Raw genomic sequence first — 21074 nt, 5'->3', positions numbered from 1 at the left:
TATATGTAAGGGGAACACACTTTGAACGACCAAACACCTACTATTTCGAAAAATAAGACAAGCGCCTACGATACAACTCGAGTTATTATGAAGTAGGTTTAAATTGAATAATTGTAAAAAATTCCTCAACATTTCGACTAAGTGTGAAAAAAACAGATTGATTATCCTCATTTATCAGCATAACAGAGCTGGGATGATCCTTTTCATATACAAAGACTGCTTGCGTAACCGTTGCATCAAACCAATAATTTTTCACGAGATATGGTTGATCAAACGTTACTTTTATCAAATATCCTGATGGCGGAAGTGGGTTAATGGCCGTCACTAAACCGTCAATGGATTGAATGAATTGTTGTGCTGTATGCTGTGCTTTAAGGGTACCTCCTGTTTGATAAACCACTTTTTCTTCGTCTAAGGAAAAAACTTCTATCGGTGTTGCTGCCATAGCAATTGGTTGCCGAATGACCAAGATACATACAAGTAAAAGAACGACTATTTTTAGTTGAGAATGCACATTTACCACCTCATTCGTTACTCTTTCCTATTCTATTAAGACTATACGTGAACTTAGATAAATAAAAAAAGCGATGTGGTAAACCACAATCGCCTTTCTTTATCGACTAATGAACATTTGCGTCCAATAGTGACGATAAGAGCCTCCTTCCGCATAACCAACGCCAATTTCAGTATAGGTTGGAGACAATATATTTTGTCGGTGCCCTGAGCTATTCATCCAAGAATTAAACACAGCTTGTGCAGTTGTTTGACCAGCAGCGATGTTTTCCCCTGAAGCACGGTATTGAATGCCGAAATCGCGAATCATTTGATGTGGACTTCCGTATGTAGGAGATGTGTGACTAAAATAGTTCTTATCTCGCATATCAGCTGATTTAAATCGGGCAACACGGGAAAGTTCCCAATTTTCTTTTAAAGGCTGCAAACCATGCTTTGCACGTTCTGCATTAACGAGACGAACGACTTCTTGTTCAATGGATTGTTCTTGAGACTGCTGAGTAGGAAGCTGAATCGTTTGACCCGGATAAATCACATTTGGGTTGGAAAGCTGTGGATTCGCATCAATTATTTCTTGAACACCAATTTGGTAGCGAACCGCAATTTTCCACATTGTATCACCAGATTGAACAGTGTGTGTTGACGCTGCCTTTGCTTCTGATGAAAAACCATAGACTAAAGTGACAGACAATAAAAGTGTAGTAAAAAAAGTGAGTAATGTTTTCATAAGCCTTACTATAAGGGGGGATAAAAAGAAAAAAAAGAGGTGAGAGTTGGGTGATTATGAAAGAATGTGTATAAATGGAGAAGAAAGGATGTTTCATTTCAGTTTCTTTACAACAGTGTAACATACGAATTAAAAAAAGACGTTTCTCTTAGGTTTTTACTAAATATTACCAGAGATACTCCTATAGTCATAACATTTTTATAATTATGTCTTTATAGATGGCAATGACAATAGTAGAAAGGGAGCGAAGGAAAGCGTTTCAAATTTTATTTAAAAAGCTTGGGAAACACCCAAGCTTCCTGTGAACGAACTATTCGTGCTTTTGTTGCTCAAACCATTCATACGTACCTGTTGATGATACTCGAAGACCAAGGAGCTTCCCACCAAATACAAGACCACCGTCCATTCCAATCTTTGTTGTGCAAGATGAAATCCAGGGTTGACTCTGCGGTTCAGGATGAAGCATTTGAACAGGTGTATGGCCAAAGATAATGACTTTGGTGGTCGGATTTGTTTGATAGTGAAAGGCGTCTCTTATCCAAAGTAAATCATGTTCAGTATTTTGTTTCCAATCCGGTAGGGCTGGGTTAATACCTGCATGAACGAATAAATAGTCACCCCATTCGTAGTAAAGTGGGAGATTCTTTAGGAAATGAATCGTTTGAGGATACGCCTCTGCAATAGCACGACGTTCATCTATTTCTGTATCAGTACCTAGAAGTGAATAAATCGTTTCTTTTCCCCCGTTACGAATAAAACGTTCTGTTTGCCATTCGTTAAGCCAATCAATAAACATTCGTTCATGATTTCCCTTTAGCGCAATTGCTCCATCTGTTTGAACAAGGTTTTGAATGAACTCAAGTACTTTTCGTGAGTCTTTCCCGCGATCAATATAATCGCCTAAGAAGACGAGTTGATCTTGTTCCTTGTCCCAATGCTGTAACAATTCATTGAGCTCATCAAAGCAACCGTGAATATCACCCACCACAAATACATTCTTCAAATAGAACCCGTCCTTTTTCTTTTCATTATAGCAAAAATGATATGGAGTTATGTAGTTCTTGATTGTTTATCGAGGAGAACGGTTTCTGCTGCTCATAAATCTTGAAATAGCTAAATAAATACCGATTCCAATCGCCGCGCCTAAACTATCAATGAGAACATCAGTTGCTTGTCCACTTCGACCTGGAACAAACAATTGATGAACTTCATCAGAAATAGCATAAAGAAAGCTACTAATAAATGCTATAAAGGCTCTTTTACGCAGAGTTGTTTGATAACTAGAACGAAGAGCAATCATAAATAGCGCACCAAGAATAAGGTATGCTCCAAGATGTGCGCCTTTTCTTACAAATGTATGAATCCATTCATTTTCATGCAAGTCAAACATGGGGATGAGCGCATGAATGAATGTAAGAACGCCACCGCTTAAATGAGATGATTCCCCTCCAGGTTGGTGAGAGAGGTAAAAGATTAAAGCCATCCAAATAATAACTGCACACCAGCTACTAATTTTTTTCATAAAAAACACCTTTCAAGCAACTAAACGACATGATTATAAAAGATCTTGTCGGAGAATGATAAAACAGATTCCTGTGTATATCTGTTCGACGGTATTCCCCAGGAAATAAATGAGAAATTTCTCGCAATAAACCATTATTTCGCTAAACCCTGAGAAATAGCTTTGTTTATTGTAAAAAAAAGTGAAGAATGATACAACAACCCCTGAAGTATATCATCTGTGCTCCTTTTCAGAAAAGCAATTGTTTGTTGCTAATGTCGAACGAGCAACGAAGTGTCTGTCTAGCGGCTCTTCCAGTATGTAGAGCCTTCATCGTAATCAATTAAGTGACGTCTTAACGTTACATAGCACTCTGTTTTGGTTCTCTCGTAAGAGCCATTAAGCTCAGAAACACTTTCGCATGCTTTTCTTTTTCCTCATCTTAAAATGATAGTGTCGAATCGAATGCAAACAAAAAGACAAACGGTTAACCGTTTGTCTTTTTTGTTTGTGTGGTTCTTTTAACGAGTAGGGCCAATATGATTGTAATAATTGCCATATAAAAACCAGTAGAGAAACTTTGTTGAGAGCCATAAGTTAAGGCTTCCACAACTTGACCTTCCGTTGCTTCAGCTAGTGTTGTACCTTGATCATTTAGGTAACTTTGCTGACCTGTCTCCATTACGGAAATAAACAGTGCCGCACCAATAGCGCCAGATACTTGCATGAGGGTGTTCATTATGGCTGTTCCATGTGGATACAGCTTCTCTGGTATTTGGTTTAAGCCATTGGTTTGCGCAGGCATCATAATCATTGCAACAGCAATCATAAGAATGGCTTGCTGGACAATGACAATCCAAACAGGTACACCAGGAACCGTAAACCGATACGTAAATACAATCGTTGCTAAAATAATTGTTCCTGGTATTAATAACGGACGTGGTCCGAATTTATCAAACAAACGCCCCATGATAGGTGACATTGCCCCATTTAATAATCCACCTGGAAGCATAACAAGTCCTGCAATAATGGGCGTGAATGCTAGTGCTCCTTGCATATAAATGGGCATGACTAGCATCATTGCAAACATCGTCATCATGACCATCATCACCATGAGAAGGCCGATGGTGAACATAGGGTACCGGAATACCCGTACATCTAATAACGGTGATTCAAGTTTAAGTTGTCGAAAGACAAAAATCCCTAACGAAACAAAACCGACGATTAAGAAGGTAAATACAGCTGGATCTGCAAAGCTCGCATCTCCTTTTCCGGCTGCACTAAAGCCATAAACGACTCCCCCAAAACCAAGTGTTGATAGTAGAAATGATAATATATCAAGTTTTGGTTTCGATACTTCGGCTATATTTGTTAACACCTTTATTCCAAATAAGAGAGAGCCTAACGCAATAGGAAGAATAATAAAGAATAACCAGCGCCAAGATAGATTTTCTACGATGACACCTGATACAGTCGGACCAATTGCCGGTGCAAACATGATAACTAAGCCAACCATACCCATTGAGGCACCACGTTTTTCAATCGGAATGACTGCTAAAATAATGTTAATAAGCAATGGAATCATAATAGCTGTACCTACAGCTTGTGTTAAGCGCCCTAGAAGTAAGAGAGTAAAGAAGGGGCTTAAACCAGCAACCAATGTTCCAGTACAAAACAACGTCATTGCTGTAATAAATAACTGCCTTGTTGTAAACCGCTGCATAAAATAAGCGGATATAGGAATCAGTGTTCCAATGACAAGCATATACCCTGTCACGAGCCACTGGGCTGTACTAGATTGAATGCCAAAATCAGCCATAATTGCATTTAATGCGACGTTAAGAATCGTCTCACTTAAAATGGCAACGAAGGCACCAGAAAGAAGAACAGCAATAATTGGTATTGGATTGACAGCTTGCTTATTTGGTTCATTTGCTGCACCACTACCCTCAGCAACGATTGCCATAAAGATACCCCCTTGAATAAATATACGAACCCTTTTGTTCAGCTAAATTAGCTTATCATCATCATTTTCGAAACGCAACAGTTTCATAAATAATTGTCATGGGAATTTTTGAGTGCTACACTATGAAACAGAGATGATAGAAAAGGAGGGGGCAAGTCCTTGACGGCATCGGAGAATGCAAGCGAAGAAATAAAAAGAGGCAGACCAATGGATTTAACGCGAAACCAAGTGATATTAGAGGCCACTCTTAATATGTTGGCGGATGTTGGTTATGACGGATTAACAATAGAAGCAGTTGCAGCAAAGGCTAAGGTAGGAAAAGCAACGATTTATAGACGTTGGTCTTCTAAGGAAGCTTTAGTCATTGATGCCTCTGCCTCAATCAGTCCATTTAAGACACTCTGTGAAAAGCTTGATTATAGTAAAACGTTACGTGATCAATTAATTGATTTACTATGTCTTGTATTTCGTGGTGATCACGAGCATCATCAAAAAGCACTAACTGCGATTGGATCGGCAATTCCTCATAACAAAGAATTAGAAAAAGGGCTTCACAATGATTTTTACCAACGCCATCGACGTACGATTGAATCGATTGTAAATCCTTTTTTAAAAAACGGCTGCGAACTAAAGCAAACGGATTTGGATTTATTAGCTGACATCGGTCCCGCCTTAATAACGTATCGAATTTTCCTTATTGGAAAACCATTCGATCGGGCCTATATTGAACGGATAGTTGATACGCTAATGATGCCTATTCTTTTACCACTAATGAAACAAGCGTAAAAGCTCACCAGCAGTTTATGTTGGTGAGCTTTTTGACTAGCGGTGTTCGTTACGGTACCCCATATGCCTTTTAAAGGCTATACCATCTTCACTATCGTCTGTTTCCAATGAACATAGGAGTACGTTAGTCTTTTAACAGCCCCTTGTACATGCCTGGACTAGATTCTTTGATGAGCGTTGCACCCACCGATTTTTCGTAAAATTCTGCTGGTCCAACACCACCGATAATGGCATACCCATAACCAGCGTCTTTCATCGCATGGAGTGAACGTAGTAGTAAAGCTTTACCAGCGCCTGCTCCTCTTGCTGACTCATGAACACCAGTCGGTCCAAAATAATTCTTTAACGTAGCATCATAGCACGCAAAGCCAATTAATTGTTCGTGTTGAATCGCGAGGAAGCATGATACTGGCTCGCGGCTAAATGCGACATCGCATTCATCTGCCCAGCCTTGACTAAAATTTGCTTTAATCCAATTCAAGACGACTGTTTTTTCTGGAGCTAAAGCGCGCCTGACAATAAGGTTTGCCGGAATGGATTCCTTGGGTAAAGAGTAAAGAGCTACAAGCATGTCACTCATATGTATCCCGCCTTTCTCATACTTATTATTCGGTAAAAATCATTGAATTCCTTTTACTTACTTACGTACATGAAGCGTAAAAATTAAAAAGAAGAGGTGGTAGGATGATAAACGTTAGACGTTATCTAGAAAAAGAGATTTCTCGTCAGACGATACCAGGAGTTGTGTTGAGTATTTCAAAAAAAGATCGCACCCTTTTGCGTGAGGCATTTGGTTATGCGACCTATTACCCCGTTAAAGAAAAGATGACAACTCAAACGCGTTTTGATTTAGCTTCCTTAACAAAAGTAGTTGTCACCCTGCCATTAATACTGCGATTAATGGATAAACAATTCTTACATTTAGATACGAAAATAAGCCGCTTTTTCCCTTCTTTTCAAGAAGACAAACATCCTATTACTGTAGAGCACCTGCTGACGCATACATCTGGTTTTCAGGCACATTATCCTTTTTATGAAGGTGGTGAAGGTCAGACGGTTGTAGACCAAATGGGTGCAATGGCTCTTGTGCACCAACCAGGTAAACGAGTGATCTATAGTGATTTGAATTTTATGTTACTTCAGCATATTGTTGAAAACGTCACAAAAACAGATTTTGTCACATTCGCGAATGAACAATTATTTCGACCTCTTTCGATGAATGCGACTTCATTTAATCCTATAGATGGACACTTTGCTTCCACAGAATGGGACAACGCTACCAAGCGCTATTTAAATGGTATTGTGCATGATGAAAATGCGCGCTTCCTCGGTGGAGTGAGTGGCCACGCTGGGCTGTTCTCGACAATTGAAGATTTAGAGAAATATGCGAGGATGATTGAAGGCAATGGTAAAGTAGGTGAAAAGAGCATCATTAGTGAATCGGTCGTAAGGGATTCAAAGCGTTGTCGAACAGAAGGGTTAAATGAGCGCAGGGGATTAGGATGGATCATGAAAGATCACGGATACGCTTCTTGTGGCGCTGATTTCACATCTTTTTCGTATGGGCATACAGGTTTTACCGGCACAAGTATGTGGTTCGACCCGCTAGATGGTCTTCGTGTGATCCTGCTGACGAATCGCGTTCACTTTGGTAGAGAGAATCGCGAGATCAGTCGAATTCGAGCAGAACTACATGATTTGATTAAAGAGGAAACCAATGGGATGTAAAGAGCCTTTCTCTTTATGTCCTTTTTACATTATTGTAGTAATCGTCGAGATGTAATAGGATAATGAAGGAAGAGACATAATTTTTCAAAAAAAGGAAGCGTTTCGAGTGAAATTATTATTAGTAGAAGATGATGTCATCATTGTGTCAGGTTTAGAGTACACGCTTCAACAAGAAGGATACGACGTCATCGTTTTTAATACAGTGGAAAAAGCCGCTTCATTTATTCAACATCATGTGGAGACAATTGATGTTTGTCTATTTGATCTTAATCTTCCAGATGGAACAGGATATGACCTTTGTGCTTTAGTGAAGCAAAAGTGCGATATTCCTGTTTTGTTTTTAACGGCGATAGATGATGAAGGGAATGTTGTGAAAGGGTTAGATATGGGGGCAGATGACTATATAACAAAGCCCTTTCGCGTGAAGGAGTTAGTAAGTCGTTTAAGGACGGTGTTAAGAAGGTATGAGCGTCAAAGTCAGAGAACGGAAATGTATCCTTTTGGTCCAATTGAGATTCATCCCTTAGAAGGGAAAGTGTATAGACAGCAGCAGGAAATTCATGTGACCGCACTAGAGTTTCGATTGCTCATGATTTTTGCTAAACACATCGGTCAAGTGTTATCACGTGATCAATTGCTTCATCTGATATGGGATTCAGCAGGTGAATTTGTTCATGATAATACATTAACAGTTTACATTAAACGGTTAAGAGAAAAGATTGAGGACGATCCGCAAAAGCCTAGGTTAATCATAACCGTTCGCGGCTTAGGGTATCGGGTGGGCTCGTAATGTTTCGGAATAAAAAGTTACGACATAGTACAAGTTGGATCGTTGGATTAGGGATTGTTTTAACGATTGCTGTAAGTCGAGAATCGATTCTACTCGCTGTGATTACTGCAATGGTCGTAGGAATCATTACGTTTATCCATTTACTCTATTCCTGGCAGCGGTATAAGGAAATGGAGCGCCTTTCTCTTTATTTGCAAAAAATGGCTGGAGGGGTGTTTTCTCTCGATGTCCGTGATAACGATGAAGGCGAGTTAAGTATTTTAAAAAACGAAATATACAAAATGACACAAATGTTATCGGAACGAAGGCTACAGGCTGATGAAAGCAAAATAAAACTCGCTGAAGCCTTAGCCGATGTCTCACATCAATTAAAAACACCTCTCACAGCAATGACGGTTATGACCGATTTATTGGCGCAAGAAGACGTACCAAAGGAAAAAAAAGCCGAGTTTTTAGGGAACGTCTCGAGCCAGTTAATTCGAATGGAATGGCTCGTGACGTCTTTGCTTAAGCTATCAAAAATTGATGCAGGCGCCATAACGTTTTCAAAGGAACCAGTCAATGTTCAACGTTTAGTTGATGAAACCGTTTCGCCTTTCGCTTTTCAAATACAGGAAAAGCAGCTTGTTTTGAAAAAAGTTGGTGATTATCAAGCTGTAATTGTTGTCGATGTTCGATGGACGAAGGAAGCACTGATTAATATTGTGAAAAACGCAGTCGAGCACACCGATACAAGAGGGGTTATAACAATAACCGTTACCGATACAATTCTTTATACGGAGATTGCCATTCATAATAGTGGTGATCCCATACAGGAGAAGGATCTTCCTCATATTTTTAAACGGTTTTATCAGGGGGCGAACGCACAAAAACAAAGCGTTGGCATCGGCTTGGCTTTAACGTATCATATTGTGACCAAGCAAGAAGGGGCGATTCATGTAGAATCTGCCAGCCGAAAGGGGACAGTATTTACTGTTCGTTTTTATCATCAACATGAAAATGACAAAACTGTCACTTAACCTGTCACGCTTACGTCACTTTAGACAATTATACTATGGGTAATAAGTTTTCTGGGGGAATGAACGTGGAGATGTTAAAAGTAGAAAATTTGTCTAAAGTGTACGGAAAAGGTGATACCGCAGTGAAGGCTCTTGACGACGTTTCTTTTTCAGTTACGAAAGGACAATTTGTGGCGATTATCGGGCCATCTGGATCTGGGAAGTCTACACTATTACATTTATTAGGTGGTGTTGATCGACCTTCAAGTGGGAACGTTCTAGTTGATCAAACAAATATGTATGAGTTAGACGAAACACAGCTTGCCATTTTTAGAAGAAGACAAATAGGATTAATTTATCAATTTTATAATCTTATCCCCATTCTTACGGTAGAAGAAAACATGACGCTACCCATTTTACTGGATGGGCATAAAGTGGAAGCTGAACGTTTAAACGAGATGGTCAGTCGACTCGGGCTAGAGCAACGATTACATCATTTACCAAATCAGTTATCTGGTGGTCAGCAACAGCGGGTATCGATTGGTAGGGCGCTTGTCAGCAACCCGGCGATTATGCTTGCCGATGAACCGACTGGAAATTTAGATAGTAAAAACAGTAAAGAGATTATCGACTTATTAAAATATTTTAATCGCTCGCTAAAGCAAACCTTAATTGTCATTACTCATGATGAACGAATCGCTTTACAGGCTGATCGCATTATTACAATTGAAGATGGGAAGATTGCCAGTGACGAGGTGACTGGTCGATGAACATCGTTAATAAACTAACGATCCGAAATCTACAAAAAAACAAAAAACGCACCATCGTAACCTTATTCGGAACCATTATTTCAGTGGCAATGATTTTTGCTGTTACAACGATTGCTGCCTCTATGATGGATTTGCTGCAACGAAATGCTATTTCAAACACTGGTGAATGGCATGTGGCGTATGAAGACGTTAGTGGGCCTGAAGTAGAAGCGTTGCGGACATTTGATCGAACAAGTGAGTTAATTCTCCATAACAAGTTGGGATTCGTAGAAGAGGACGCGAGATCGTCTGACGAAAATAAATCGTTTCTGTTTATAAATGAATTTAACGAAGCAGGTTTTAATTATTTTCCGATTGAGCTTTCATCTGGCAGGTTACCTCATTCATCGAAAGAGTTAGTGCTTTCTACAGCAGTGGAAGAAGCTTTCTCCCTTGGCGAGACAATCACATTAACGTACGGAAATCGCTTTGATGAAGAGGGGCTCTTTTTAGATGAGTATTCTTTACCTGAGGGAACATATGGTACGGATGGTCAATACATCCCCAATGAAGAAACGTTAGAGATTACAGGTGAACGTGAATTTACAATTGTTGGCTTTATTGAGGTACCATCTTGGGAACCAGCATGGGGTCCAGCTCATACGGCCATTACAATGTATGATGAGAAAGAACTAGTCTCTGAAACCGTATCAGCAGGACTGATTGTTGTGGATCACGTTAATCGCTCTCTTTATGGGGATGTGAAAATCCTAAATAAGGAGCTAGGGAAGGATGCTAGCTTTAATGATGAACTGTTACGTTATTATGGATTAACCCTTAATGATGAATTGCAATTAACACTTTATACAGCAATCACCATCATTTTAGTCATTATTGTCATCGGGTCTATCTCGCTTATTTTTAATGCATTTGCCATTTCAGTTTCTGAACGCTCGCAGCAGTTAGGGATGCTATCGAGTGTGGGCGCTACTAAAAGACAAAAACGTAATTCCGTCTATTTTGAGGGAGTACTTATAGGAGCCATTAGTATCCCCATTGGCCTATTAGCAGGCTATACTGGCATTGCTATCACGTTCCATTTCATTGACGGCATGTTTCAATCGACTCTAGGAATAGATCAAGAGTTGTACGCTGTTGTTACCCCAACGGCTGTTCTGGCAGCATTGGCTATATCCATTGTAACCATCTTCTTCTCGTGTTATGTACCGGCAAGAAGAGCATCAAAAATTTCTGCCATTGATGCAATTCGTCAAACACATGATGTTAAATTAACAAAAAAAGTGCTGAAAACCTCTAAGCTAACAAAATGGTTATATGGTATGGAGGCAGAACTTGCATTAAAAAATTTAAAGCGAAACAAAAAGCGCTATTATATTACTGTGTTTTCATTAATTGTGAGCATTATTTTGTTTCTTTCTGTTACCTTCTTCACTTCAACTATGACACAATCGATGATGATGACCCAGCAAGATCCTCAATACGATATCTCGGTGTATTCAGAGGAGGGTGAACGTGACTATGAGAGTATATTGACGGACCGAGAGGCAATGGAGCGTGTTCAAACAGCTCAGTTAATCACATCGGTCACAGTTATAGGTGATGTGAGGGAAGCGCAAATTCCTGAGCGACTGAAAAGAGACATCGACACATGGGGACAAACGATTGAGGAATTTGACTATACCGTTGATCTAATTGGCTTAGATAAAGCGTCCTATGAAGCGATACTTGGTGATGCTACTGAAACAGGCGAGCAGAGAAGTGCAGATAATACGGTGCCGGCAATTGTACTAGAAACGATCCAATACCCTGACGATGACGCAGGACAGTACGTGCAGACGAATGCGATTGATACATCCATTGGCGACACGATTCAATTGATTCATCAAGATTGGGGCGACGAAAATGTAACAACCCCGCTTGCGCCAGTCGAAGTGATTGGATTGACTGATGAACGACCGTTAAGCGTTGGAAACGTGTATTTAGGAAATCTCGTTCTAATGATGGAAACGGAAACGTTGGAAGCACTATTGGCAGACATAGAAGATGATAGTGTGGGTTACGAGCAACTTTACCTAAAAAGTGATGATCCAAATGAAACTGCAGCGGCCATTGAAGCCTTGGGTAACGGTCAATTACAGACATATAATTTTTATGAACGGGTTGAAAGTGACTTGCAGATGGTGGTCGTCGTTAGTGTATTTACGTACGGATTCATTGCCCTTATAACGCTTATATCCGTTGCGAATATTATCAACACCATTTCAACAGGTGTAGGTTTACGTAAAAGAGAGTTAGCGATGTATCGATCTATTGGCATGACGCCACATTCATTTAGAAAAATGATTCGTTATGAAAGTCTTTTTTATGGCATTCACTCGTTGATCATCGGCTTACCACTTAGTTTGGGAATTATGTATGGCATGTATCATACGATGGTAGGAAGCTTTGTCTATCCATTCACAATTCCATGGGTGGCAATCATTTCTGTTATCATAGCTGTGTTTGGGATTGTCACTTTTGCAATGAGGTACGCTTCATCGAAAATGAAGAAAGAAAGTATCATTGATGGCCTGAAGCAAGAGAATAGTTAAGTAAAAAGAACTGAAGTCACTCTGGCTTCAGTTCTTTACATTTGATGAAGCAGGCCCTGTAGATAGAGGTTTTTTTGAGTGACTTGGATAGAGAGGTAATTTTTTTCTTTTTCTTTTTATGATACCAATACTAACAAGGAGTAAGGGAATACCAAAGCCGGAAAGAATCGATTGTGGGATGCTCACAAATCGATAGAATTCTCTTTCTTGTACGACACTGTCAAACATGGTGACGCCAATAAATAAAAGCAACATACCCATAGGCATTAAAAGCGCTTTGCTATCTTTTAACTTAAATAAATGCGAAATGCCTTCCATTATAGCAAATAGATAGAGCAACAAATTAAAGTAGATGGAAATAAACCATAAAATCGTTATGGTTGCTTCAATCCTCTCAAGAAACTCACCTAATTCGATTCGTTGAGCAAGGGACAAAGCAGGGTAAAAATCTCTACTCGTTACTTCGGGAGACATAACGGTTATGCAAAGAAAAGTCATAATGATAAGAATGGTACATCCGATGGAATAACCAATCCAAAGAGCCCTCTCTCCATTTTTAATTGAGGTGAGATACTTAGGGAAAATGGTGAGTTGTATCACGACGTTACAGACGACATTACCCATGAAAAAAGAGAGTGCATTTATGCTATCGGAAAAATTTGACTGCATAACAGGTTGCACCATTTTTATATCCACATCAGGTACATTTAAACCTATTAGTAAGAGTAAAGGTGGTATAAAAAACACACTAATTAAAGTAGCTGTCCGAGCAATTGGTTCAATGCCACAGTATACTCCGTAAACGATGATGAGTATACACATTAAATAGATGGCGAATGGTGGTGTACCTGGTAACAAGAAATTACCAATAAAGCCCACATTGTAAGAGACAATGGCAGGAAAATGAAAAAGAGGAAAAAGTAAAAATAGAGCAGTAAACACTTTTCCAACTTTTTTTCCGAACACCCAATCATTCATATGATAAATGGTCCCTTTAGGGTTCCAGCGTGCAATCATCGTATAAAGAAAGACGATAGGAATGCCAATAATGCTTCCGATAATTGGGAATAACCACGCATCTTGTCCTACGAAAAAAGCCAAAGTAGCAGGAATACCAAGGAGGGCGGTACTGCACGTTGCATAAATAACAATGAACGTGTAAGCAACAGCGGTGAACGTGTGATTAGATTTCATTTTATTTATTCCTCCTTTATAATCCTTGGCTTGGCTTTTGAGAATCGTTCAGTGGTCGCTTCCTTCTATACGTAAAGAAGCTTATAAGAACAAGAACAATCGGTAAGATGCCACCAATTCCGAGAGAAAGCCACATCGCTGGGCCAATGTAAAACTCATAATCAGCAGCCGCATCTTCAAATGCTTGCAGCGGTATGAAGAGGAAAAGAAGGGCGAGCGGCAACACAAGTGGCTTTATATTCTTAAGTTGAAACATGTTTCCAATCCCTTTAGCGCTGACATAAAGGTATAGGCAAATTTTGAAATAAATTGTAATAAACCAAAGAATTGTTAACAATGCTTCAATACGTTCTGCAAAGTTTCCGAATGAAACCCTTTGAGTCAATGCGAATAACGGATAATAGGCAGTAGTCATTAATTCGGGCCCTAGTACAGAAATACAAAGGAGCGTGACGAGAAATAAAATGGTGCAAGCGAGTACGTGTCCTTGCCAAAATGCTCGACCCGCTCTCTTTTTGTCAGAAACATACTTTGGGAAAATACTTAAAATAAGAAAATTGTTACACGAAGTAATGGCTAAATAAAACAGAATGGCTTCTACATATTGATTTTGCTCTCCACGAAAAAAGGGTAAAACAAATTCAAGATGAATATCGGATGCTTTTAGCACAAACAGCGTAAACAAAGGGATAAAAAAGAAAATGCTTAGCATTTCTGCTGTGCGTCCAAGTGTGCAAATTCCTAAATAAACGCCCATCGCAACAATAGACATGCTAATAAACATCACCATAGCGGAAGGTGTCTCAGGCAACAGATGATTATTGATGAATGAGAGAGAGTAGTGTAACTTTGTCGAAACAGTTAGTAGCGGAAGTGCTGTTATAAGTAAAACAACGATAACTCCAGCTTTGTTACCAAGAATATCTCGACTTATTTCGAAAATATCTTTTTGAGGATAGCGTCGTGCCAGCATTTGAAATAAAAAAATATGTGGCAGTCCTAGGAGCGTTCCGAAAATAACAATCCACCAAGCATCTCTTCCTACCATAGTGCCCAAGATCAAGGGCATGCTTAAAAGAGATGTACTACACGTACTAAATAAGACAAGCATGCGAAACTGATTGGTTGTTAGTTTTTCTTTGCTCATGTTTTCATTCCTTGAAGAGATTTTACAATTGATGTCATTTTATTTGCCAAGCTGGGTATTTCAATTTGTAAAATATAGGTAGTTCCGTAAAAAAGACCGATGCTAAGGATTGTGAAAAAGAGAATAGACATTTTTTTATCACCTTTTAACTTCTTACTCTGACTGATATAGATAAGGAAGGCGACACCAGCTAATAAGAGCAGTTGAAAGACAATCATTTTTGGTCACCTTCCTTTAAAAACGAATTCACAATACTTCCACTATCAGTCAGTTGAATGTCAACCTCAATGTTGACCTCAAGTTCTTTAAATAATGTGTCCCACTCATCTTGGTGTGCCTCCCAATAATTAGGGTGGTTACGATAAATATTTTGACCGATACCAAACACGTCTGTATTAAGCTCTTTTACTTTCTCGATGGTGCTGTTTAACGTTGTTTTAAATTCATCGCTCGCTAGCTGCTCCACTTTTTTATAAGATGAGGGCAGGGCAAGGTTTAACGTTGTGCAATCCACTTCTGAGATAGTTGCTTCAATGTCAAATTTGTAGTTTGCTTTCGGTTGGTTGTTGTCAATTTCCGTTTTTAGTTGTCTTTGTACATCTTTTACTTCAAGAGCAATCTGACCACCACCAGGGCATGTGAAACTACCGACACTGTCGCTTACATCATGAGTTAAGTAATCAAGGCCTTTGCTATCTTTTTGACCTAGCCAACCAACAAGCTTATTTTCTTTAAATAATGCAGCTTTATTAATATGAAGCATGGAGAGAGGGGAATTGACCTCTGCGTTCGCTTTTGTGCGTCCTTTTTCTAAATCACCTGAAACGGTGATGCCCATAATGGATGGCTCAATACCTTCTGCCATCATCTCTTGATATAGTTCATCAATTGTGATCGCTTTCGTTCCGCCATAGGATCGGAGTGAAAACGTGATGGAATCAAAGGCATTTTGTGAAGGTAAATTTTCAAGTGGTGTAATAATATCCAGAATGTCATAAGCATTGTTGTCATAGGCAATGACAATGTAATAATCAGAACGGGACTCGTGGTCACGATAAAAGAAATCAAGCACATTCTCTAAGCCGTCTTTAGCCACTTCTTCGCTTATAATTAACACTTTTAATTGCGAGATAAATGCACGACGTGGTGATTTCTGCACCATTTTTCTTAAAGATTCATGAATAGTCTTTGAACGTTCCTGGACATTCATCGCCTGAGCGTAGCCTCTACCTGTTTCCTGAGAAGCAATTTCTGCTGGATTCATTGCTTGCATTGTTAAGATATACTCATCATCATCTTTATCAATGGCCATGCCAACAATTAGCGACAATTCGTTGAGTTCCCAGCGATCCCAACACCCCGAAAGTGGCAGGCACATGACAAGTATGAGTATGAAAAATCGTTTTAAGGACATTGTGCACTACCTCCTTTTATTTCTCTGGGCTTGGGCGCTTTGTTCGATTCCTTACTCGATCAAGGGAATCTCCCGGTGTAGGGCGTTCTTTCATCATCCATTTAGGTGCTCGAAAGATCATATCTTGTTGATTTTTTAAAACAAATGGTGTGAAGCCTTGCATATAAGGAATTCCGAATGATTTTAAGCTCGATAGGTGCAGGAGAAGTGCTGTAAACCCAACGCAAATCCCGACTAATCCAAAAGAAGCAGAGAGTCCCATGAAAGCAAAACGCAAAATGCGGATGGGGATGCCAATGTTGTAACTTGGGAACACAAAGCCAGCAATAGCGGTTATGGAAACGACAATTACGACGGCAGCAGATACAATTCCAGCTTGTACAGCCGCTTGACCAATGACAATTGCGCCAACAATCGAAACCGCCTGACCAACAGGCTGAGGCATTCGAATACCAGCTTCGCGTAAAATTTCAAACGTCAACTCCATTAATAATGTCTCAATGAAAGTAGGGAAAGGTGTACCTTCCCTCTGAGCAGCTAAATTACCTAATAAGCCAGTTGGAATGAGCTCTTGATGAAAGGTTGTTACGGCAATATATAAGGAAGGCCCTAATAATGCGATTAAAATACAACCAAATCGAAGGATGCGAATTAACGTACTTATATCGGATCGTTGTGTGTAGTCTTCTGTATTGTGAAAAAAATGGACAAACAACGCAGGGACAATCATGACCATCGGTGTGCCGTCCACAATAATGGCAATTTTACCTTCTAATAAATGTGCGGCAGCTGTATCAGGTCGCTCGGTTGTGTAAACGGTAGGGAAAGGGGTGTAAAAAGAATCTTGAATCAATTCTTCTAAGCTGCCATCTTCTAGAATGCCGTCTGTGTCAATTCTTTTTAAGCGACTATAAAGTTCTTTTACCAACGTTTTATCGACAATGCCATTTACGTAAGCAATGGATATCGTTGTTCGTGAGCGCTCGCCTAAGGTCATAGATTCAATCCAAAGGTTTTCATCCGATAATCGTCTGCGAATTAATGAAGTGTTCACTCTCATATTTTCCACGAATCCTTCTCTAGGACCCCTGACAACCGTTTCAGTAGTCGGTTCTGCGACGGTGCGTTCTGAGAATTGAGGGATAGCGACAGCAATGGCAGAAGAAGAACCTTCCGTTAAGCAAATTGCATTTCCTTTTAAAAGTTTTTCTAAGATGATGTTATACGTTAATGCTTTTTCTGTATGGCCGATTTCTTCTAAGCTAAGTTGGATATCCTCAATAGGGTTTTCTACCGATGGCTCTGTTTGTTTCGCTCCAGCCATCATTTTCTGTAAGGCGCGATCATCGACTAAGCCATCTATGTATAGAAGGGAAGCTGGAATTGTATGATCACTACCAAAAGAAAATGGACGCTGAACGAGATCATCGCTCTTTCCTATAATCTGCTCAATGTACGCAATCTTCTTATCCAAAGCTTTGGCGGGCTGCAGATAAACCGATTTGGAATCTTTTGATTTACTCATACTACTGACCCTCCTTTTCCCTGAATAAAGCTTATTATGTGGAACCGAAAAGAAAACATACATTAAAAAAAGCGACCCTTTTTAGGTCGCTTCCATTCTTTGTAGCTTATTTATTTTTATAAAGTGTAACAACCTTTTCCATATGGTTACTCATTGCTTTTTGAGCGTTTTCCATGACGACACTTAAGTGTGCTTTTGGATTCTTGTCTACTGTCTCAGTAATGGTTTCGACAGCAGTCAAAGATATTTCTGTATTGACATTTATTTTGCGAATACCTTTTTCAATAGCTTGAAGTACTTCCTTTTCAGGTGTTCCTGAACCGCCGTGTAAAACTAGTGGAGTATCAATTCTTTCTTTAAGAGCGTCAAGTAAATCTAAACGAATCTCTGGGTCACCATCATACATTCCATGAACGGTTCCAATAGAAGCGGCAAGAAAATCAACATTTGTTTTTTTAACAAAATCTGCTGCTTCATCAGGATCTGTTAAGCGACCGTCACCTTCTTCTTCATCGGAGAAAGCACCTTTTTGCATAGAGCCTATCTCTGCTTCAACATCAACCCCGTGTTCATGTGCAAAATCAACGACTTCTTTTGTCTGTTTAATGTTTTCTTCCAATGATAAAGCTGATCCATCGAACATAACCGATGTAAATCCAGCATGAACAGCACGACGAATCGTTTCAAACTCATAGCTATGATCAAGGTGAAGAGCCACGTCAACGGAAGCTTGTTCGGCAATCACTTTGGTAAAGGCAGCAAAAGCTTCTAAGTTCATATACTCTTTGTACCGTTCCCCATACGCTATAATGACTGGTTGCTGTTGATTCTCTGCTGCTTTTACAGCGGCTTGGATCGTTTCGGCGTTGTAGCAATTAAATGCTGCAATGGCTGTGTTTGTTTTCTCTGCATAAGCGAGAACGTCTTTTGTTGTAGTAAACATTACCAATTCCTCCTACTTTGTAGTTAAAACTACATGTTAAGCACATAATAAGCTTCTATTTTGTACAAATCAAGTCGAATTATGTAGAAAAAGAAAAAAAACCTGTTGTGTAAGCGTTACATATGTAGTAATATTACTACAGAAATGAGGAGGGAAGAGAATGCTTCGGTTTGAAGAACGCATTACGCTTAAAAAGAAATCGCTTACGGCAACTGAAGAAAAGATTATTCATCAGTTAAAAGTGCAGGACAAACCATTTCTTCTGTCTATGGGAGAACTTGCGATGCTAAGTGAAGTAAGTGAACCTAGTGTCGTTCGCTTGTATAAAAAGCTTGAATATCAGTCCTATCAAGAGCTTAAAGTTGCGTTAGCGCAAGAAATGGCTGATATGAAACCGTCTTCTTTAGAGATTATTGATATTGCAAAAGAAGATATGGCAGAGACTATTTTTGGAAAAATGGCCGATCAGGTTTTTCAAGCCATGGCTTTAACAAAAGAAAGGCTTTCAAATGAACGTGTGGAAGAAGCGGTTCAAGCCATTATAGAAGCGAACAGGCTTTACTTCTTTGGTCAGGGGTTATCTGCCACAATGGCTGAAGACGGTGCGCACAAATTTATGCGTTTAGGCGGGAATGTACTTTCAGTTAAAGACCCGCATTATCAAGCAATTTATGCAAGCCACATGACGAATAAAGATGTGATTCTGGCGATTTCTCATTCTGGAGAAACGACAAATATATATGAAGTGTTAAAGATGGCAAAGAAACACGGGGCTTATCTTATTGTGATTACCGCAAATGAGCATTCAAGTATTGCAAGTGTTGCAGATAATGTCTTTCTAACTCAAGCTCATGAAACGAAGCATCAATCAGATGCAATGATTTCAAGGCTCGTTCAACTCGTTTTAATGGATACGCTTTATACACGAGTTGCGGCTGAAGCAGGTGAGGATGCCAAGCAAAAAATAAATCAGTCCCGTTTGGCCGTCACACGCATGAAAAAATAACGATTTACAAACGCTAAAACAATTAAAAAGTCATTTTAATGAGGTGGGCTCATGTTAACTGGCAATGGATTAATTATCGGATTTGTTGTCGCTCTTATCATTCTCTTTATTCTTATTATGAAATTCAAATGGGATGCATTTATTTCGTTACTCGTCATCGCTGTTGGACTTGGTCTTGTATCGGCCATTCCTACACGTAATGTACCGACTGTTGTTGCAGAAGGGTTTGGTGCTACTCTTACAGGCGTCGGGATCTTAATCGGTCTTGGAATCATCTTTGGTCAGTTCCTTGCTGCCTCTGGTGCCATTGAGAAAATTGCTAGCTCTATGTTGCGGGCATTCGGAATAAAAAATTCACCATATGCATTGGCTGCTACAGCTACAACTGTTGCAATCCCAGTATTTTTTGATGCAGCCTTTATTATCTTAAATAAACTTGTACAAAGCTTATCAATTAAAACAAAGATTTCATTGGCGACCTTTGTAGCCATTCTTGCTATTGGCTTAATTGTTTCACATAGCTTAATTATTCCAACTCCTGGTCCATTAGTTGTTGCAGACCAAATGGGCACAGACATAGGAATATTCTTTCTCTACGGTTTACTAGTAGCCATTCCGGCAACGTTAGTAGGTGGTGTTCTTTACGGGAAGTTTATCGGCAAACGAATTCCAAATGGTAATCGATTAGATGATGCAGTTGAAGATATTGAAAACGTCGATAACACAGTATCACGTGAAATACCGACTTGGCTTTCATACGCGATGCTCGCATTACCGATTGTACTCATCTTATCCAACACGTTAATTAATAACGTCATTTACCGCAATGATCAAGAGCAGATCATTCCGACGATCTTTGCAACAATCGGCGATAAAAACATGGCACTTTTGATCAGTGTTGTTGTCGCAATGTTTGTTTTGCCTAAATACATTAAGGAATCAACTCCAACGGTATTTCGTCAAGCATTTGAAGCGTCTGGTATGGTCGTTTTAATTACAGGTGCTGGTGGAGCTTTTGGACGAGTCGTACAAGAAACAGGTTTAGGTGATCTGTTGATTAGTGTTATGCAGGGGATGAACATGCCTGCACTATTATTAGGTTTTGTTTTTGCACAAATCCTAAGAGCTTCTCTTGGTAGTGCAACCGTTGCTCTTGTTACAACAGCGAGTATATTAGGGCCGATGGCTATTGATTTAGGTGTGTCGCCAGTTCTACTTGGACTTGCCATTTGTGCGGGAGGTATCGGTCTTTCATTACCGAACGACTCAGGCTTCTGGGTAGTGTCTAAATTCGGGCGTTTGTCCGTTGCAGAAACGCTTCGTGTTTGGAGTCTAGGAGGATTCATTGCTGGTGTAACGGCACTTGCCTTTATTTTCTTCTTAAGTGCAATCGCAGGATTCTTACCAGGACTTTAAATGACAATGGAAAAACCGACTATTTAGTTGGTTTTTTCCGGCTTTACTTACAGAAATAA

Annotated in this window: 20 protein-coding genes; 8 read left to right on the top strand and 12 right to left on the bottom strand. The window is 39.6% G+C overall.

The genetic code is table 11. The features are described 5' to 3' along the window. Nucleotides 1-85: 85 nt before the first annotated feature. From PQ477_RS04430 to PQ477_RS04410, 5 genes are all read right to left on the bottom strand, one after another. On the bottom strand, nt 86-514 hold the full coding sequence (locus PQ477_RS04430; protein ID WP_144559823.1) for a hypothetical protein: 429 nt from the start codon (nt 512-514) through the stop codon (nt 86-88). 99 nt (nt 515-613) lie between these two features. Then, nucleotides 614-1240: a SafA/ExsA family spore coat assembly protein gene (gene safA, locus PQ477_RS04425; protein ID WP_274273016.1), complete on the bottom strand. Its 627-nt coding sequence runs from the start codon at nt 1238-1240 to the stop codon at nt 614-616. Nucleotides 1241-1550: 310 nt separating this feature from the next. After that, nucleotides 1551-2243: a metallophosphoesterase family protein gene (locus PQ477_RS04420; protein ID WP_274273015.1), complete on the bottom strand. Its 693-nt coding sequence runs from the start codon at nt 2241-2243 to the stop codon at nt 1551-1553. 66 nt (nt 2244-2309) lie between these two features. Next, nucleotides 2310-2762: a VanZ family protein gene (locus PQ477_RS04415; RefSeq protein WP_274273014.1), complete on the bottom strand. Its 453-nt coding sequence runs from the start codon at nt 2760-2762 to the stop codon at nt 2310-2312. A gap of 466 nt (nt 2763-3228) precedes the next feature. Continuing rightward, nucleotides 3229-4707: an MDR family MFS transporter gene (locus tag PQ477_RS04410; RefSeq protein WP_274273013.1), complete on the bottom strand. Its 1479-nt coding sequence runs from the start codon at nt 4705-4707 to the stop codon at nt 3229-3231. A gap of 159 nt (nt 4708-4866) precedes the next feature. Between PQ477_RS04410 and PQ477_RS04405 the strand changes: the two genes are divergently transcribed. Then, on the top strand, nt 4867-5493 hold the full coding sequence (locus PQ477_RS04405; RefSeq protein WP_052008255.1) for a TetR/AcrR family transcriptional regulator: 627 nt from the start codon (nt 4867-4869) through the stop codon (nt 5491-5493). A gap of 124 nt (nt 5494-5617) precedes the next feature. Here the strand turns inward: PQ477_RS04405 and PQ477_RS04400 are convergent, their stop codons facing one another. Next, the gene (locus tag PQ477_RS04400) at nt 5618-6073 is read right to left on the bottom strand and encodes a GNAT family N-acetyltransferase (RefSeq protein WP_274273012.1); all 456 of its coding nucleotides are present in this window, start codon (nt 6071-6073) and stop codon (nt 5618-5620) included. A gap of 104 nt (nt 6074-6177) precedes the next feature. Here PQ477_RS04400 and PQ477_RS04395 point away from each other — a divergent pair, with 104 nt between their 5' ends. The 5 genes from PQ477_RS04395 to PQ477_RS04375 all read left to right on the top strand — a co-directional run bounded on the left by PQ477_RS04395 (nt 6178) and on the right by PQ477_RS04375 (nt 12370). Beyond that, nucleotides 6178-7221, top strand: coding sequence for a serine hydrolase domain-containing protein (locus tag PQ477_RS04395; protein ID WP_144559815.1), 1044 nt, complete (start codon nt 6178-6180; stop codon nt 7219-7221). 106 nt (nt 7222-7327) lie between these two features. Next, nucleotides 7328-8011 (top strand): response regulator transcription factor, encoded by a 684-nt coding sequence (locus PQ477_RS04390; protein WP_035398005.1) that lies wholly within the window; start codon nt 7328-7330, stop codon nt 8009-8011. Next, a complete protein-coding gene (locus PQ477_RS04385) occupies nt 8011-9030 on the top strand; it encodes a sensor histidine kinase (protein WP_144559813.1) in 1020 nt (339 codons plus the stop codon). The genes PQ477_RS04390 and PQ477_RS04385 overlap by 1 nt, the downstream gene beginning before the upstream one ends. A gap of 65 nt (nt 9031-9095) precedes the next feature. Further along, nucleotides 9096-9779 (top strand): ABC transporter ATP-binding protein, encoded by a 684-nt coding sequence (locus PQ477_RS04380; protein ID WP_035397996.1) that lies wholly within the window; start codon nt 9096-9098, stop codon nt 9777-9779. After that, entirely contained in the window at nt 9776-12370 is a 2595-nt protein-coding gene (locus tag PQ477_RS04375; RefSeq protein ID WP_274273011.1) for an ABC transporter permease, read from the top strand. Before PQ477_RS04380 ends, PQ477_RS04375 begins: the two co-directional genes overlap by 4 nt. 27 nt (nt 12371-12397) lie before the next feature. Here PQ477_RS04375 and PQ477_RS04370 read toward each other — a convergent pair whose 3' ends face one another. From PQ477_RS04370 to PQ477_RS04345, 6 genes are all read right to left on the bottom strand, one after another. Continuing rightward, on the bottom strand, nt 12398-13564 hold the full coding sequence (locus PQ477_RS04370) for a GerAB/ArcD/ProY family transporter (protein WP_144559809.1): 1167 nt from the start codon (nt 13562-13564) through the stop codon (nt 12398-12400). A 16-nt stretch (nt 13565-13580) separates the two neighbouring features. Next, nucleotides 13581-14711, bottom strand: a complete 1131-nt coding sequence (locus tag PQ477_RS04365; protein ID WP_035397987.1) for a GerAB/ArcD/ProY family transporter — start codon at nt 14709-14711, stop codon at nt 13581-13583. Beyond that, nucleotides 14708-14929: a hypothetical protein gene (locus PQ477_RS04360; protein ID WP_144559806.1), complete on the bottom strand. Its 222-nt coding sequence runs from the start codon at nt 14927-14929 to the stop codon at nt 14708-14710. Before PQ477_RS04360 ends, PQ477_RS04365 begins: the two co-directional genes overlap by 4 nt. Further along, the gene (locus PQ477_RS04355; RefSeq protein WP_144559804.1) at nt 14926-16125 is read right to left on the bottom strand and encodes a Ger(x)C family spore germination protein; all 1200 of its coding nucleotides are present in this window, start codon (nt 16123-16125) and stop codon (nt 14926-14928) included. Before PQ477_RS04355 ends, PQ477_RS04360 begins: the two co-directional genes overlap by 4 nt. Nucleotides 16126-16141: 16 nt before the next feature. Beyond that, on the bottom strand, nt 16142-17650 hold the full coding sequence (locus PQ477_RS04350; protein WP_246117068.1) for a spore germination protein: 1509 nt from the start codon (nt 17648-17650) through the stop codon (nt 16142-16144). 106 nt (nt 17651-17756) lie between these two features. Beyond that, the gene (locus tag PQ477_RS04345; protein ID WP_144559800.1) at nt 17757-18593 is read right to left on the bottom strand and encodes a class II fructose-bisphosphate aldolase; all 837 of its coding nucleotides are present in this window, start codon (nt 18591-18593) and stop codon (nt 17757-17759) included. Nucleotides 18594-18753: 160 nt separating this feature from the next. Between PQ477_RS04345 and PQ477_RS04340 the strand changes: the two genes are divergently transcribed. Both PQ477_RS04340 and PQ477_RS04335 read left to right on the top strand, forming a co-directional pair. Next, nucleotides 18754-19599, top strand: coding sequence for a MurR/RpiR family transcriptional regulator (locus tag PQ477_RS04340; protein ID WP_274273010.1), 846 nt, complete (start codon nt 18754-18756; stop codon nt 19597-19599). A gap of 51 nt (nt 19600-19650) precedes the next feature. Then, nucleotides 19651-21015 (top strand): GntP family permease, encoded by a 1365-nt coding sequence (locus tag PQ477_RS04335; protein WP_035397978.1) that lies wholly within the window; start codon nt 19651-19653, stop codon nt 21013-21015. Nucleotides 21016-21074: the final 59 nt, after the last annotated feature.

The sequence above is a fragment of the Shouchella hunanensis genome, assembly GCF_028735875.1.
Classification (GTDB): Bacteria; Bacillota; Bacilli; order Bacillales; family Bacillaceae_D; genus Shouchella; species Shouchella hunanensis.
Note: the sequence above shows the minus strand (reverse complement) of the source record. Positions and strands in the feature narration are given on the sequence as shown.

Coding starts and splice junctions, on each gene's coding strand:
- PQ477_RS04365 (WP_035397987.1), bottom strand. CDS start 14,711: ATGAGCAAAGAAAAACTAACAACCAATCAGTTTCGCATGCTTGTCTTA.
- PQ477_RS04370 (WP_144559809.1), bottom strand. CDS start 13,564: ATGAAATCTAATCACACGTTCACCGCTGTTGCTTACACGTTCATTGTT.
- PQ477_RS04360 (WP_144559806.1), bottom strand. CDS start 14,929: ATGATTGTCTTTCAACTGCTCTTATTAGCTGGTGTCGCCTTCCTTATC.
- PQ477_RS04410 (WP_274273013.1), bottom strand. CDS start 4,707: ATGGCAATCGTTGCTGAGGGTAGTGGTGCAGCAAATGAACCAAATAAG.
- PQ477_RS04400 (WP_274273012.1), bottom strand. CDS start 6,073: ATGAGTGACATGCTTGTAGCTCTTTACTCTTTACCCAAGGAATCCATT.
- PQ477_RS04350 (WP_246117068.1), bottom strand. CDS start 17,650: ATGAGTAAATCAAAAGATTCCAAATCGGTTTATCTGCAGCCCGCCAAA.
- PQ477_RS04385 (WP_144559813.1), top strand. CDS start 8,011: ATGTTTCGGAATAAAAAGTTACGACATAGTACAAGTTGGATCGTTGGA.
- PQ477_RS04355 (WP_144559804.1), bottom strand. CDS start 16,125: ATGTCCTTAAAACGATTTTTCATACTCATACTTGTCATGTGCCTGCCA.
- PQ477_RS04345 (WP_144559800.1), bottom strand. CDS start 18,593: ATGTTTACTACAACAAAAGACGTTCTCGCTTATGCAGAGAAAACAAAC.
- PQ477_RS04335 (WP_035397978.1), top strand. CDS start 19,651: ATGTTAACTGGCAATGGATTAATTATCGGATTTGTTGTCGCTCTTATC.
- PQ477_RS04340 (WP_274273010.1), top strand. CDS start 18,754: ATGCTTCGGTTTGAAGAACGCATTACGCTTAAAAAGAAATCGCTTACG.
- PQ477_RS04375 (WP_274273011.1), top strand. CDS start 9,776: ATGAACATCGTTAATAAACTAACGATCCGAAATCTACAAAAAAACAAA.
- PQ477_RS04395 (WP_144559815.1), top strand. CDS start 6,178: ATGATAAACGTTAGACGTTATCTAGAAAAAGAGATTTCTCGTCAGACG.
- PQ477_RS04415 (WP_274273014.1), bottom strand. CDS start 2,762: ATGAAAAAAATTAGTAGCTGGTGTGCAGTTATTATTTGGATGGCTTTA.
- safA (WP_274273016.1), bottom strand. CDS start 1,240: ATGAAAACATTACTCACTTTTTTTACTACACTTTTATTGTCTGTCACT.